Here is a 13,968-nt window from a genome sequence, read left to right on the forward strand (position 1 = left end):
GAATTGCAACTCTTTTTCTGTAACGGATTCTATCGCTTGGCTAAACGGATACGGACCAGCCTATCCAACTCCCTTGCGCCTGACATTCCCAATTACTGAACGAACTCATCTGCGGGAAATCCCTGGCGAGAAGCGTAATGGGGAGCGGTGTTTTTATACTATTCATCATTATTTCAATGGAAGAATCAGTTAGTTATTCTGCCAGTTTTTTGACAATATCTTTACTATGCCCATCTGCATGACGCGCAGGAATCCACCCTGATGAGGAAGTTGCGGACTTGGGGGATGTCAGGCGAGAAGATGGATGGGATGGTTTCCATTCGTTGGACAAGCGATAGAATCCGTTACAGGAAAAGAAGCAGGTATTTCGCGCGAAGATCTGGCATCAAGCCAGATCTGAGAAGGCTGCTGAGCCTCGAAATCATCAAGATTTTGGGGCGAATCAGCCTGGTCACAAAATATCTGCTTCTTTTCCTGTTATGGATTCTAAGCGAAGGACTCCGCAATGGAAACCATCCCATCCATCCTCTCGCCGTACACTCCTCAATCACAAACTAACTCATCTAAATTCCCATCAATAATATTGCACATGTACATTTTTCCCTAGATGTTCTACGCATTCTTTTAACTGTTCCACCAGGTTCATCCTGACGCTCAGATTGAATGGCAGATTGGAGTTCTGATGTGCCACATTCATGGCTTTTCCTACGAACAGATTCAATTCTGTACATTCTTCGATAATATATTTTGCCAGTTTTGCCGCTCCATTATCTGCATCGAGTTCTTCGAAGAATAATTCGTCAAATGCATCCTGTTCGTATCGTTTTAATAATCCCAGGGCTTTCCCTATTGTAAGCACACCTTCCGTTACAAGGTCAAGACCTTCTATCGTTGCTGTTGGCGGAACTGTTGGATCTGCATAATTTAACGAGGTTATGATCTCTTTTTTCAGTACTCTGGCTATGATATTCGCACTGGTACCTCCGCAGACAATCTTTTTACCTTCCTGTGCCATAAAATCACGTACCACACGCTCATCGTCTTCTTTATGTGTAGGTGGTCCGGTAAAAATATTAATAATCCGACGTTCGATGACCCTTGCAACTGCAACGGTTGTATCGTCCCCTGGTTTCTGCCCATACAGATCATCACATGCCTGACTTAGCATAGCGGCAAGGCGTGAAGCTGACAATGTCTGCTTTGTACATTTCAGCGTATATTCGGCCATATTTTCCCAGGTCCATCCAAAATTCAGTAATTCCCCGACTCCTGCATAGATAACACCATCACTCATGAGTACAAAACAGTCTTTTAGCTGCACTTGAAAACGATACTCTCGAATGGTCTTTCCTTCTATCACTCTTTCTTTATAAGGATAATTTACAATCTTTCCATCTCTTACAAATACACACAGCGGGTTATCATATTCTACCAGATATGCTTCTCCATTGCAGAAAATCTGCAAAATACTAAAGGTTGCATATGCTACTTCTCTGACTTTACAGACTGGTAAGGTCTTAGCAATGGTATCGACACATGCATCAATAGAAGCACCTTCCAAAAACATTGTCCCAAGGATCTTGGAAGTCAAAGTCGCAAGGATGTTCGCTTTTACACCGCTACCCATTCCATCTGCAAGAATCACGATTTCTGAATCTTCTGTCGACAACACTTCCACCTTGTCTCCACATAGTTCTTCGTGGTGTTTATTCAGACTTTTCCAAGATATATCTACACTTACACTCATCTTACTCTTCCTCTTCAAACAGAATTGAATCTCTCAGTTTTGACAAGGTCACTTTCGTCTCAGCTGTGGTTTCTCCCAAAAGTCCGGCAATCTCCTGTGCTACCATCATCTGTTTATCAATTACTTTCTGTGCCATTTCTACAGTTTCCATCTTCAAATTATAATGCTGTAATTTTGCTTTTTCTTCCTTTGTAATATCCTGATAAGTCACAAGCACAGATTCAATACTTTCAATATATACGATCGACTCAATGACGGTTAATTTCACAGATTCAAGATTAATCTTCTTCCGAGCGACCTGCTGCTTGTTTCTTAGAGCCTCTTCAATATCCAGCGCATCTACAAATTCAAAGATATACCGTTCCAGTGCCTCTTCCCGTGATACACCCAGCATCTCCTGCGCTTTTTTATTACACTCCCGTATCCTCAGATCTTTATCAACGATAAGAATCATATTCGGTGTCACATCCATGACAACATTAGACATGGATTCTGCCTGGGCAACCGCATATGGAAGACACATACTGATCTCCGCTTTTTTCTGGTATACTGCCAGGGCTTTTGCACGACAAGTCGGATAACCGCATGCTCCACAGTTCAGCTCATCTGACTTCGTATATTTTCCCATTGCATGAAGAATTGTTTTCATTTCCTGATCTGAAGGCATCGGATCTTCTACACGTCGATCTGTAAATGTTTTATGAAGTTGGATACCATTTCCGTCAATCTCTGTTGCTTCCTCCCTGTGAGCCACCTGATCTTCTACATCCATCTTAGCACGGATCAGCGACTGATTCCATTTATCAGATGCAGGACCCTTAATACATCCGCCTTCGCAGACATTCACTTCAAAAAAGCTATGTTGAATATCACCCTTTTTCAGTTCATCAAATAACTCCATACAGGCTTTCAGCCCATCAATATGTATTTTATAATAATTATCTTCTATAGAGCTTGCCCGGACAGATTGAATGATACCGCCGCTGATCGGATAGAGCTGATTAACTCTAGGACTCGGATTCCCCATCGGTCTGTCCTCACACTGATGGATATCGATACCTTCTGCTTTCCACCATTTTACTATTTCCTCAAATGTAAGGATCGCATCTATCGCTCCGCAAACACGTTCATCCCCAATCGCTTCTTCTTTTTTTGCAATACAAGGTCCCAGGAATACAACCTTGACATCTTCTCCATAAATCTTTTTTATCAAACGGCCATGCGCAATCATCGGAGAAACGACTGGCGCCATCATCGGCACAAGCTCCGGATAATATTTTTCGATCAGATCATTGACACTTGGACAGCAGGTGGTAATGATATTCGTCATCTCTCCTGCTTTCAGAAGCTTCCAGTATTCCTTCGTGACAAGTGCGGCACCTTCTGCCGTCTCACGCACTTCATAAAATCCAAGTTTCTGAAGTGCATCCACAATCTGTCCCGGTCTGTCATATTCCAGGACTCCCAGATAAGAAGGAGCAATCGATATGATCGTCTTCATTCCCTGGCGCAGGTATCCTTTCACACGTTCTATATCACTGGCAAATGTTTTTGCATTCTGCGGACAGACCTCCAGACAATGTCCACAATTTATGCAATGATTCTTCATAATATGTGCCTGCTCATTCTCTACAGAAATTGCCTTCACTTCACAATAACGCACACATTTATAGCAATGTTTACAACTCGCATCCTTGAAATCAATTACTCGCACGTTTCAGCCTCCTTCAATATCACCTCATTAAAGAAATCTTCTGCATCTTCCGGCTTCACATGATAGATTCTGTCTTTGATCTTGATACTGACACCTTTGGAACATGCTCCCATACAAAATGAACCACTCAACTCAATATCAACTTTTGTCTCATACTCCTTGACCAGTCTGGTCAGTGTCTCAATCACACTCTTGGAGCCGCGCACATGGCAGGAACTCCCGATACATATCAGAACCTTCATAGTTACCTCCTTTTCCCTCTAAATCCGTTCTGAACAACACTTCAATCACTTCGTGTTCTCAGTGTCCATTATATCATTTTTTATTTGAAAATGGAATTGTTGACAGACTATTTGCCTGAATAAACTGCCGGCATTCTTCAGATTGATATACCTGCAGAATCTATTTCCGGCAGCATAGACATTCAAAAACAGCAGCCATACAGACTGCTGTTTTTAATCATAATAATTATTAGTATGCGTTTAATTAATGGTTCTCTTTACATAAGATGTATGTAAGGTTTCATGCGCTTTATGGCTTCCTGGCTCTCCAAGATACTCTTCATAAAGCTTCTTAATTGCCGGATTCTCGTGTGACTTACGAATCGGTTTTGCAGCATCGTTCTTATACAATACGCTTGCACGAATACCGCGTACATCAGTAAAGTTGCGTACCTCACCAGATACCTGCGGCTGTCCGCCTCCGTTAACACATCCGCCAGGGCATCCCATGATCTCAATGAACTGGTAATCTGCTTCACCGGATTTTACTTTATTCAGAAGTTCTCTTGCATTGCCAAGGCCAGATGCAACTGCAACTTTCACATCCATGCCTGCCACATTATAAGAAGCTTCTTTGATACCCTGTGTTCCACGAACATCTGTAAATTCAAGATTTGCCAGTTCTTCTCCAGTCAGAACTTCAACCGCTGTACGAAGAGCAGCCTCCATAACACCACCAGTTGCACCAAAGATAACACCTGCACCTGTAGACTCTCCCATCGGATCATCGAAATCCTCATCCGGAAGTGCGGTAAAGTCAATACCACAGCGTTTGATCAGTCTTGCAAGCTCTCTTGTAGTAATCGCGATATCTACATCAGGTACCCCTGCTGCATTCTGATCATCTCTTCCGATCTCAAATTTCTTAGCAGTACATGGCATAACACTGACAGATACAATCTTCTTAGGATCAATTCCTTCTTTTTCAGCGAAATAGGTCTTCAGCATTGCACCAAACATCTGCTGTGGTGATTTACAGCTTGACAGATTCTCTGTCATATCCGGGAAGTAATGCTCACAGTATTTGATCCATCCTGGAGAACAAGAGGTAATCATCGGAAGAACGCCGCCATTCTTGATACGATCAAGAAGTTCCGTTGCCTCTTCCATAATTGTAAGGTCTGCTGCCCAGTCTGTATCGAATACTTTATCGAATCCGATTCTACGCAGCGCTGCTACCATCTTACCTTCTACATCAGTTCCCATTGGATATCCGAATTCTTCACCAAGACCTGCACGAACAGATGGTGCTGTCTGAACAACTACATATTTTTCCGAATCTGCAATCGCATCAATGATCTGCTTCGTGTAATCTTTCTCATATAATGCACCTGTTGGACAGACAGCAATACACTGACCACAGGATACACAACTGGTCTCACCCAGCCCCATGCCAAATGGAGAGCCGATCATAGTAGCAAATCCTCGATTATTAGTACCGATTACGCCAATTCCCTGTACTTTCTCACATGTTGCAACACACCGACGGCATAAGATACATTTATTATTATCACGAACCATATGTGCTGCGGAATCATCCAGTTCATAATGATTCATAGCACCTTTGTAATAATCTTCATCATCTACGCCATATTCACGGCATAACTGCTGCAGTTCACAGTTACCGCTTCTGACACAAGACAGACATTTTTTCTCATGGTTAGAAAGTAAAAGCTGTAATGTCTTCTTTCTGGATTCGATCAGTTTCGGAGTATTCGTATATACTTCCATTCCTTCATTGATCGGATATACACAGGCTGCCACCAGGTTTCTGGCGCCTTTTACTTCAACCACACACATACGGCATGCGCCGATTTCATTAATTTCTTTTAAATAGCACAAGGTAGGTATTTTAATTCCTGCAAGATGTGCTGCTTCAAGGATAGTAGAACCTGCAGGAGCTGATACATCAAGGCCATTAATTTTAAGATTAATATTTTCCATATTCTCCATCCTCCATTACTCTTTATAAATAGCACCGAAACGACATTTTTCCATACAAGCTCCACATTTTACACACTTATCTGGATTGATGACATGTGGTTCTCTTACTGTACCGGAAATAGCATCATTCGGACAGGTTCTTGCACACAAAGTACATCCCTTACATTTATCTGCGTCAATCTTATATGTAAGAAGTGCTTTACAAACGCCTGCCGGACATTTCTTATCTACAATATGTGCAACATATTCATCTCTAAAGTAACGTAAGGTTGAAAGTACCGGGTTCGGAGCTGTCTGACCGAGAGCACACAGTGAATTTGACTTCAGATGTGCTGCCAGCTCTTCCAGCTTATCCAGATCTTCCATAGTTCCCTGACCATTGGTAATCTTCTCTAGAATCTCTAACATACGTCTGGTTCCGATACGGCATGGAGCACATTTTCCGCAAGATTCATCTACTGTGAATTCCAGGAAGAATTTTGCGATATCAACCATACAGGTATCTTCATCCATTACGATCAATCCACCAGATCCCATCATTGATCCGATTGCAATCAGGTTATCATAATCGATTGGAACATCGAAGTGTTCTGCCGGAATACATCCGCCGGAAGGTCCTCCGGTCTGTGCTGCTTTGAACTTCTTACCGTTTGGAATACCTCCGCCGATTTCTTCTACGATCTCGCGAAGTGTTGTTCCCATTGGAATCTCAACAAGACCTGTATTTTTAACTTTTCCACCAAGAGCAAATACTTTGGTTCCTTTAGATTTCTCTGTTCCCATGGATGCAAACCAATCCGCACCATTTAAAATGATCTGAGGAATGTTTGCCAGAGTCTCAACATTGTTCAGAATTGTCGGTTTCTGGAACAGACCCTTTAATGCAGGGAATGGCGGACGTGGACGAGGTTCTCCTCGATTACCTTCAATAGAAGTCATAAGCGCTGTCTCTTCTCCACACACGAATGCTCCTGCACCAAGACGAAGCTCAATATCAAAATCAAATCCTGTATCAAAAATATTTTTTCCTAACAGGCCATATTCTCTTGCCTGTTTAATTGCGATATTTAGACGCTCAACTGCGATCGGATACTCAGCACGTACATAGATATATCCCTGAGATGCTCCGATTGCATAGCCGGCAATTGCCATTGCCTCTAATACTACATGCGGATCTCCTTCCAGAACGGAACGATCCATGAATGCACCCGGGTCTCCTTCGTCGGCATTACAACAGACATACTTCTGATCTGCAGCATTTGCAGCAGCAAATTTCCATTTCAATCCAGTCGGGAATCCTGCTCCGCCACGTCCGCGAAGTCCGCTGTCCAGAATGATCTGGATAACCTCTTCCGGTTTCATCGTTGTAAGGACTGTACCAAGAGCTTCATATCCACGGGTTCCAATATATTCTTCAATATTTTCCGGATTAATAACACCACAGTTACGAAGTGCAACTCTGTGTTGCTTCTTATAGAACTGTGTTTCCTGCAGTGGAAGAATCTCTTCACTGCTCTTTACTGTCTCATCATAAAGAAGACGTTTTACAACTCTTCCTTTTAAGAGGTGCTCGGATACAATTTCCGGAATATCTTCTTCCTTTACCATTGCATAAAAAGAGCCTTCCGGATATACAATCATAATTGGACCTAATGCACACAAACCGAAACAACCGGTCTTAACAACACCAACTTCATTCTCTAATCCGTTTTTCTTAATCTCTTCTACAAGTCTTTCTCTGATCTTCTGGCTGCCTGAGGAAGTACATCCTGTTCCACCACATACCAAAACGTGCGAACGATACATAGACCTATACCTCCTTTACTTATAATTGCTGCGCCCCTAATGTGTATTTTGTAACGACCTGTCCCTTCTTCAGATGAAGTTCAAATACCTCCATCGCTTTCTCAGGATTCATCTTCACATAAGTTACTTTTTCTTTTCCTGGTTCCAATACTTCAACGATCGGCTCATACTGGCATAATCCAATACATCCTGTCGGAGTCACACTGATCTTATCCGTCAAAAATTCCTTCTGCACTGCATCTGATAAAGCCGTAAGCACCGGTCTTGCTCCACTTGCAATTCCACAGGTCGCCATACCGACAACGACTCTGGTCTGTGTCTCACTCTCAGAACGGACACCGACTTTTCCTTGATTTCTTTCTCTTATTGCTTTTAATTCTTCCAGAGATTTCATACCTTTCCTCCCTTTACGTCATAATGTTTCTCCGTCATCCACTTCTGCCTTATTCGTATCCAGATATTCCCGAATAAACTGAGACACTTCAGCATCTTTGAACGACAAGCCGCCTAATATATTCTTCATTTCCTTTGTATCAAGCACAAATCCTTTACCGTCATATTCATATTTATAATGAAAATCAATTGATTCATTGAATACTATCAATGTATAAATAGTCGAATTAATGTCACCCAACGGCATCCTATCAATATGAGACAATCCAAATACTGCCTTTACACAGGTGCCTTCCTGTTCCTTCGAGCAAATCGAAAAGCTTCCCCCGGTACTTTCAGCTGCCTGTTTAAAAAAAGGAATACCAAGGCCAACTCTACGGGTCGTTCTTGTCGTGTAGAAAGGGTCCGTCACCTTTTTCACTTGCTCCTCACTCATTCCACATCCATTATCAATTACCGATACTTCAAGAATGTCCTTTTCTGTATTTGCTATGACACTAATCTCTATGTAGCTGGCTCCAGCACGCACAGAGTTTTCTGTAACATCCAGAATATTCAATGCAATTTCTGTCATCATATCTATTCATATTTGGCCAGAATATCATCAATATCATCTACTGTAAGCCGGCCGTATACTTCATCATTAACCATCATGACTGGTGCCAGTCCGCAGGCTCCTACACAACGACAGGCATCCAGGGAAAATTTACCATCTGGAGTACATTCTCCTCCTACGATTCCCAGTTTTTCCATCAGCTTATTGTAAATATCACCAGAACCTTTTACATAGCAAGCTGTACCAAGACAGACAGATATACGATAACGTCCTTTTGGGTTCAAGTTAAACTGAGAATAGAATGTGGCAACCCCATAGATCTTCTCTAATGGAATACCCGTTTCATCAGAAATGATTGTCTGAACCTCAATAGGCAGATATCCATAAATATCCTGAGCCCTTTGCATAATCGGCATCAAGGAACCTTTTTCGTCTTTCAGTTCATGAATCATCTCTAACAGTTCTTTTTTTTGTTCTTCCGTTCCATTGAACTGAACTGTAGATTTTTTAGAAAGCATTCTCTTTTACCTCCCTTAGTTATTGTCAAATTTTGTCGTTTTCACCAGAAAACTCATTTCATTTTTTCATTCTAGCATACAAATTTTCAAAAATCTATAGCTTTTTCTCATGTAATTTAGTTAATTTTCCGACAGCTTCGTTTGTTATTTCACTATCATATTGTTAAAATATTTTCAATTTTAAAAACCATTTTTTGTGTATTTTGTACAATTTCATGGTTGAATTCATCTTTTTGCAATGCTATACTAAAATAAATCTATCCATTCGGGAGGTATTTATGACAATCGAAAGAATAAAAACTTTGTTAGATGCGGATGTTCTTTATGGCAATAATTGTCTGGACAGTGAAGTACATTATGCTTTCTCATCCGATATGATGAGTGATGTCCTTGCCTACGCCGATGAACACTCCGCCTTAATTACTGGTCTGTGTAATCCACAGGTCGTACGGACCGCCGAGATGCTTGACATTGTCTGTATTATATTTGTAAGAAATAAAATCCCAGACTCCAACATTCTGACTCTGGCAGAAGAAAAAGGGATTGTCATACTCTGTACACGCCACGATATGTTCACATCATGTGGCATACTATACAGCAATGGATTACTTGGAGGTGTATAACTTCATGTGTGAAAAACTTGTATTTAATTACGTTATCTCTGGAGATGACTTCACACGCGCCGGGGAAGCCAGCAGTGATGTAAAAAACAAACTAAAAGTGATGGGAATCGACAATAATGTGATACGCAAGGTCGCAATTGCTATGTATGAAGGTGAGATCAACATGGTCATTCATGCCAATGGCGGCACGATCAAGGTCGAGATCGCACCAGATAATATTCGCATGATCCTTGCAGATGTTGGCCCAGGGATTGCGGATATTGATAAAGCAATGGAACAGGGATATTCCACTGCACCGGAAGAGGTTCGCGCTCTTGGCTTCGGTGCTGGAATGGGACTCCCCAACATGAAGAAATACTCAGATTACATGAACATTGACTCAACGATAGGAGTAGGCACTACAGTCACCATGGATGTGCATTTTTAAACTGTAGGGAGGGAAACTTTTGAACAAATTCATTAATTCTGTACAACTGGATAAAAAAGCCTGCACAGGGTGTATCAACTGCATTAAATACTGTCCTACCCAAGCCATACGCGTACAGAATGGGAAGGCAAAGATCAACCCGAAATTTTGCGTAGATTGCGGTCGTTGCCTCAGGTATTGTCCACATCACGCAAAAGTGGCAATCTATGATTCCGTTGACGAAATCAAAAAATACAAATATACGGTTGCTCTACCAGCACCTTCACTCTACTCACAATTTAATAACCTTAAGAACATTGATATTGTGCTGAATGCCCTGCTTTCCATGGGCTTTGATGATGTTTTTGAGGTCAGCGCTGCCGCCGAACTTGTCTCTGAAGCTTCTCACGCATATATTCAGGAACATATTGATGAAGCACCTTTCATCAGCACCGCATGCCCTACCATTGTAAGAATCATTCGTGTGAAATTCCCAACGCTGATTCCAAGACTTCTCCCATTAAAGCCACCCGTAGAGGTCGCTGCAGAGATTGCACGAAAAAGAGCTATAGAAAAAACAGGTCTGAACTCGGAAGATATCGGCATTTTCTTTATCTCTCCATGCCCATCAAAAGTAACTTATGTAAAATCGCCTTTGGGTATTGAGAAAAGCGAAATCGATAAAGTCCTTGCAATAAAAGAAGTGTATCCTATTTTACTGGAGCACATGACACACGATGAATCTAGGTTAAAGCCCCTGTCTGAGTCTGGGCGGATCGGAATCGGCTGGAGCAACGCAGGTGGCGAATCCAGTGGATTGCTTACCGACAATTATCTGGCCTGCGATGGTATCATGAGTGCTTTAAGAGTATTAAGTGATCTGGAAGACGAAAAATTCCACGATCTTAAATTTGTAGAATTAAATGCATGTAACGGTGGATGCGTGGGCGGTTCTCTGACCGTTGAAAATCCCTACATCGCTACTGCAAAATCCAAGAAGTTACATAGGAATCTCCCAGTTTCAAGATCCCATATCAAGGATTTTGATGAACTTGATTACCACTGGTCTACCTACGTTGAATATGAACCTGTATTCCGCTTGGGCAAGTCTTTCCGCGAAAGTTTTGAAATGATGGGATTAATCGAAGAATTGACAGAGCAGCTCCCCGGTCTTGACTGTGGCTCCTGCGGTGCACCGACATGCCGCGCACTGGCAGAAGATATCGTACGGGGAAATGCAACGAAAAATGACTGTATCTATTCTTTCCACGAATATATCGGCACTTTATCAAAAGACATCTCTTCTATGATGTCTTCTCTGGAGAAAAGCGCTGATAAAGATGAAGATACCATGCGTATGCTAAAGGATTATATACTAAAACTGACATCCGAAATCGAGAAAAAGGAGCAATGATTATGAAAACTATTCAGTCACTGATCGACTCAGGAATCTTCACACTTAGTACAGTTGGAGATTCTTCCAGAACAATATCCAAAATATTTTGCTGTGATCTTCTGAGCATTGCCATGAGTAAGGCACCTGCTGAAAGTGCATGGGTCACTGTCATGGGAAATAAAAATACAATTGCTGTTGCTTCTCTGACCGACGTTTCCTGTATTATACTGGCAGAAGGAATTACTTTTTCCGAAGAAGACCTTTCCTGTGCTGAAAAAGAGGGGATTACCGTCTTTTCAACTGATCTTCCCATCTTTGATGCCGCACTAAAATTGCAGGAGTTATTACTATGATGCCCCTGTACTACGATCTGCACTTGCATTCTTGTCTGTCTCCCTGTGGTGATGATGACATGACACCCGCCAATCTTGTAGGCATGGCTTCTGTCAAGGGACTCGACGTAATCGCATTGACAGATCATAATTCATGCAAAAATTGTCCTGCTGCAATGAAACATGGGGAAGAATATGGCGTAATCGTGATCCCCGGAATGGAACTTACTACTGCCGAAGAGGTTCATGTTGTCTGCCTGTTTCCGGATCTGGAAAGTGCAATGTCCTTTGACGCATATATCTACGAACATATTCTTCCAATTAAAAACCGAGAAAATATATTCGGGAAACAACAGATCATGAATGAATTCGATCAAGTCATCGGACAAGTTGACCGGCTTCTGATCAGCGCTACTGACATATCTTTTGATCATGTATTCTCATTGGTAGAATCCTATCATGGAATTGCATATCCCGCTCACATTGATAAATCTACAACGAGCTTGCTGTCAAATCTCGGCTTTGTTCCTCCAGACAGCACATTTTCCTGTGCAGAAATTAACAATTTTGACCATCTCCATCGCATACAAAAAGAGCATCCCTACTTTTTAAATTGTAACATGATCAGTAGTTCCGATGCTCATTATCTTATAGATATCAATGAACCTTATTATCAGATTCATTCAGAATCCCGCAAGATTCCTCATATATTGAATAGTCTTATTCACCGGAATAATTAATTCCGGTGAATCTTATCCTTTGACCTTGTTCACAGATCTGCGTAATCTCCCCATCTTGTATCAGGTAAGCTTCCCCGTATATTGTCGTATTGTCGTCCTCACACAACACATAACTTCCATCTACCAGTGCATAAAATCTATTTCCCATACTGTCAGGACAGGTAATATCTTCTATTATCCGCTTTCCATCCAGCATATGTTCTCTAACTTCCTGATAATGAGGCAAAATCATCAGTTCTGTTAACCCCAGTCCTTCCATATATCTCTGATACTCTGGATCTTCTGATTCTCCTTCCAACTCCGGCTGTGCATATACGATTCTGGCACAATTCATACTTCCGGCACTGATTCCCATAACAATTCCCGAAAATCCACAGAGTAATTCTTTTAACCCCAATTCTCTAAAGAATGCATTTTGTGTTGGAACATGACCGCCTCCTAAGATCAATATATCACTCTCCTGGATCAGCCACTGGATATCCTGTGCATTCCTGCTGTCACACACCGCAATATCTGCAAGGGACAGCCCTGCATATTCAAATGCCATTCCAAAAGTATCGCACATCTCATCATTCATCTCATAATTTTCAGGGTCTGCACTGATAATCAGACACTGCGAATTCTCGTTCCATCCATCAGACAGATTCTTTACAAATTCATTTTCCTCATTCCATTGACACGGAATATCTATCCCTTCCTGTTCACACGGACAACAGGGACTGCTTGTCAAAAATACTCTCATAATAATCTTCTCCGCTTATTATCTAATAAATACCATCTTATGTTCATCAGAATATTCTTCTGTAAAATGATAATCAAGCCTGTCAAAAGTACTCATATCTTCTACACATTCTATCTGATGTTCCGCCATAAAACGCACCATCTCACCTCTTGCCATCTTGGCATACGTTCCTTTTTCCTTCACCTTGCCGCCAATCAGTTCCCCAAACACAATTTCAATCATAGAAACATTTTCCGGCAAATAACGACTTATGCATTTGCTGTATTCTTTGGAAGCCAGATTTATAACCACATCCGTTCCTTCACAGACTTTTCTGGCAATCTTATCTCCCCAGAATTCATATAGATTGTACGGTTCTTTCTGAAATCTTGCCTGCATCTCCAGGCGATATGGAACCACTCCATCTAATGGATTTAAGACACCATAAAATCCCGACAAAATTCTCAAATGTTCTTCCAGATAATCCCATGAAGTCTGATCCAGTACGGCAGGTGCCATATATTGATATTGAATTCCCTCGTATGCAAGAATTGCCGGAGTCAGGTATGTATCCAGTTTCATATTCTGAAAACGTTCATAATTCAAAGAAGCAATCTTATCATTGCAATTCCAAAGTTCTTTCGCTTCCTGATAAGATAAACTCTGTATCACATTTCGCAGATACTCTGTCTCTTCCATGAAGCACGGTATTCGGCTTACTGCTATAGAATCATTGTCTATTACCATTTTTTTTGCCGGTGATATTATAATCTTCATAGTATCCTCCTCTG

The 13,968-nt window shown here is 41.5% G+C and carries 15 protein-coding genes; 5 read left to right on the forward strand and 10 right to left on the reverse strand.

What is annotated here, in order from left to right; translation table 11 throughout:
- Positions 1-574 precede the first annotated feature (574 nt).
- The 8 genes from ACQRD1_RS01900 to ACQRD1_RS01935 all read right to left on the reverse strand — a co-directional run bounded on the left by ACQRD1_RS01900 (position 575) and on the right by ACQRD1_RS01935 (position 8,959).
- The gene (locus tag ACQRD1_RS01900) at positions 575-1,747 is read right to left on the reverse strand and encodes a SpoIIE family protein phosphatase (protein ID WP_235231761.1); all 1,173 of its coding nucleotides are present in this window, start codon (positions 1,745-1,747) and stop codon (positions 575-577) included.
- Position 1,748: 1 nt separating this feature from the next.
- Positions 1,749-3,461 (reverse strand): [Fe-Fe] hydrogenase large subunit C-terminal domain-containing protein, encoded by a 1,713-nt coding sequence (locus ACQRD1_RS01905; RefSeq protein WP_235231762.1) that lies wholly within the window; start codon positions 3,459-3,461, stop codon positions 1,749-1,751.
- A complete protein-coding gene (locus ACQRD1_RS01910) occupies positions 3,452-3,703 on the reverse strand; it encodes a (2Fe-2S) ferredoxin domain-containing protein (RefSeq protein ID WP_235231763.1) in 252 nt (83 codons plus the stop codon). The genes ACQRD1_RS01905 and ACQRD1_RS01910 overlap by 10 nt, the downstream gene beginning before the upstream one ends.
- A 240-nt stretch (positions 3,704-3,943) precedes the next feature.
- Positions 3,944-5,686 (reverse strand): NADH-dependent [FeFe] hydrogenase, group A6, encoded by a 1,743-nt coding sequence (locus ACQRD1_RS01915; RefSeq protein WP_347376444.1) that lies wholly within the window; start codon positions 5,684-5,686, stop codon positions 3,944-3,946.
- 15 nt (positions 5,687-5,701) lie between these two features.
- Complete coding sequence (gene nuoF / locus ACQRD1_RS01920) at positions 5,702-7,492, reverse strand: NADH-quinone oxidoreductase subunit NuoF (RefSeq protein ID WP_235231765.1); 1,791 nt, start codon at positions 7,490-7,492, stop codon at positions 5,702-5,704.
- 19 nt (positions 7,493-7,511) lie between these two features.
- Positions 7,512-7,886, reverse strand: a complete 375-nt coding sequence (locus ACQRD1_RS01925) for a (2Fe-2S) ferredoxin domain-containing protein (RefSeq protein ID WP_235231766.1) — start codon at positions 7,884-7,886, stop codon at positions 7,512-7,514.
- Positions 7,887-7,904: 18 nt separating this feature from the next.
- Positions 7,905-8,462 carry an ATP-binding protein gene (locus ACQRD1_RS01930; protein WP_427786860.1) on the reverse strand — a complete coding sequence of 186 codons (558 nt, stop codon included), beginning with the start codon at positions 8,460-8,462 and terminating at the stop codon, positions 7,905-7,907.
- A gap of 2 nt (positions 8,463-8,464) precedes the next feature.
- Positions 8,465-8,959 (reverse strand): complex I 24 kDa subunit family protein, encoded by a 495-nt coding sequence (locus ACQRD1_RS01935; protein ID WP_235231769.1) that lies wholly within the window; start codon positions 8,957-8,959, stop codon positions 8,465-8,467.
- A 278-nt stretch (positions 8,960-9,237) separates the two neighbouring features.
- Here ACQRD1_RS01935 and ACQRD1_RS01940 point away from each other — a divergent pair, with 278 nt between their 5' ends.
- From ACQRD1_RS01940 to ACQRD1_RS01960, 5 genes are read left to right on the forward strand one after another with little or no spacing between them, the layout of a single operon-like run.
- The gene (locus tag ACQRD1_RS01940) at positions 9,238-9,582 is read left to right on the forward strand and encodes a DRTGG domain-containing protein (RefSeq protein ID WP_235231771.1); all 345 of its coding nucleotides are present in this window, start codon (positions 9,238-9,240) and stop codon (positions 9,580-9,582) included.
- A gap of 4 nt (positions 9,583-9,586) precedes the next feature.
- On the forward strand, positions 9,587-10,009 hold the full coding sequence (locus ACQRD1_RS01945) for an ATP-binding protein (protein WP_235231772.1): 423 nt from the start codon (positions 9,587-9,589) through the stop codon (positions 10,007-10,009).
- Positions 10,010-10,028: 19 nt separating this feature from the next.
- Positions 10,029-11,402, forward strand: coding sequence for a [Fe-Fe] hydrogenase large subunit C-terminal domain-containing protein (locus ACQRD1_RS01950; protein WP_347376446.1), 1,374 nt, complete (start codon positions 10,029-10,031; stop codon positions 11,400-11,402).
- Positions 11,403-11,404: 2 nt separating this feature from the next.
- The gene (locus ACQRD1_RS01955) at positions 11,405-11,737 is read left to right on the forward strand and encodes a DRTGG domain-containing protein (RefSeq protein ID WP_235231774.1); all 333 of its coding nucleotides are present in this window, start codon (positions 11,405-11,407) and stop codon (positions 11,735-11,737) included.
- Positions 11,734-12,456 carry a PHP domain-containing protein gene (locus ACQRD1_RS01960; RefSeq protein ID WP_347376447.1) on the forward strand — a complete coding sequence of 241 codons (723 nt, stop codon included), beginning with the start codon at positions 11,734-11,736 and terminating at the stop codon, positions 12,454-12,456. Before ACQRD1_RS01955 ends, ACQRD1_RS01960 begins: the two co-directional genes overlap by 4 nt.
- Here the strand turns inward: ACQRD1_RS01960 and ACQRD1_RS01965 are convergent.
- Complete coding sequence (locus ACQRD1_RS01965) at positions 12,437-13,198, reverse strand: Type 1 glutamine amidotransferase-like domain-containing protein (protein ID WP_235231776.1); 762 nt, start codon at positions 13,196-13,198, stop codon at positions 12,437-12,439. The two genes, ACQRD1_RS01960 and ACQRD1_RS01965, sit on opposite strands and share 20 nt — an antisense overlap.
- 18 nt (positions 13,199-13,216) lie before the next feature.
- The gene (gene yaaA / locus ACQRD1_RS01970) at positions 13,217-13,954 is read right to left on the reverse strand and encodes a peroxide stress protein YaaA (protein WP_235231777.1); all 738 of its coding nucleotides are present in this window, start codon (positions 13,952-13,954) and stop codon (positions 13,217-13,219) included.
- Positions 13,955-13,968 lie beyond the last annotated feature (14 nt).

This window comes from Bariatricus sp. SGI.019 (assembly GCF_050315235.1).
GTDB lineage: Bacteria > Bacillota > Clostridia > Lachnospirales > Lachnospiraceae > JAFBIX01.